Annotated in this window: 1 protein-coding gene; it reads right to left on the reverse strand. The window is 68.3% G+C overall.

Going from position 1 to position 1,297, the window contains the following annotated elements; all coding sequences use genetic code 11:
* The coding region (locus C3489_RS38020; RefSeq protein ID WP_219822012.1) for an endo-1,4-beta-xylanase at positions 1–1,297 on the reverse strand (1,297 nt) is incomplete at both ends.

A 1,297-nucleotide genomic window follows, 5' to 3' on the forward strand; every position in this document is an offset into this window, starting at 1 on the left:
CCGGCTCCGACGGCGTCGAGGCAGAGGCCGGACTGGACGCCGACGATGGATCCGTCGGAGTTGAGGCGCCATTTCTGGTTGTCGCCGCCCCAGCAACTGTAGATCTGCACCTTGGTGCCGTTGCCGGTGCCGGCGGCGTCCAGGCACTTGGTGCCGTAGACCTTGAGTTCACCGGTGTCGGTGAGCGTCCACTGCTGGTTGGTGGCGCCGTTGCAGTCCCACAGCTGGACCTGGGTGCCGTCGGTGGTGGTGGCGTTGGGCACGTCCAGGCAGCGGCCCGAGCCGACGCCCTTGATCTGTCCGCCGCCCGTGGGGGGCGGTGTGGTGGTGGAGCCGCCGTTGAGAGCGTTGAGGACGGCGGTGTAGGCGGGCTTCTTGCTGCCGTCGTTGTTGAACAGCAGCGGCGTGTCACCCGATCGCCAGGAGTCGCTGTCGCGCACGCCCCAGACGGTGATGCCCAGGCAGCGTGCGACGGCCAGGCAGTCGTTGGTCACGGCGGCGTAGGTCGAGGACGGGGCGCCCTGGATGTCGAGTTCGGTGACGGCCACGTCGACGCCGAGGGCGGCGAAGTTCTGCAGGGTGGTGCGGAAGTTGCTGTTGTAGGGGCTGCCGCTGTTGAAGTGCGACTGGAAGCCGACGCAGTCGATCGGCACACCGCGCTGCTTGAAGTCGCGGACCATGTTGTACACGCCCTGGGTCTTGGCCCAGGTCCAGTTCTCGATGTTGTAGTCGTTGTAGCAGAGCTTGGCCGCCGGGTCGGCGGCGCGCGCGGTGCGGAAGGCGACCTCGATCCAGTCGTTGCCGGTGCGCTGCAGGTTGGAGTCGCGCCGGCCGCCCGAACCGTCGTCGGCGTAGGCCTCGTTGACGACGTCCCACTGGGCGATCTTGCCCTTGTAGTGGGCCATCACGCCGTTGATGTGGTCGATCATCGCCTGGCGCAGAGTGCTGCCGCTCAGGCTCTGCATCCAGCCGGGCTGCTGGGAGTGCCAGGCCAGGGTGTGGCCGCGCACCTTCTTGCCGTTCTGCACCGCCCAGTTGTAGACACGGTCGCCGGCGGTGAAGTTGAACTGGCCCCGCTGCGGCTCGGTGGCGTCGATCTTCATCTCGTTCTCGGCCGTCACCATGTTGAACTCACGGCTCGCGATCGACGTGTACGCCGAGTCACCCAGCCGGCCCGAGGCGATCGCGGTACCGAAATAGCGGCCACTCTGCGCCGCCGCCGCGCCGAGCGTGCTCTCGGCGGCGTGTGCGGCCGGCGGCGCGACCAGGGCGGGAACCGCACCGATGCCACCGACGA

The sequence above is a fragment of the Streptomyces sp. Ru71 genome, assembly GCF_002920535.1.
In the GTDB taxonomy this organism is placed as follows: Bacteria; Actinomycetota; Actinomycetes; order Streptomycetales; family Streptomycetaceae; genus Streptomyces.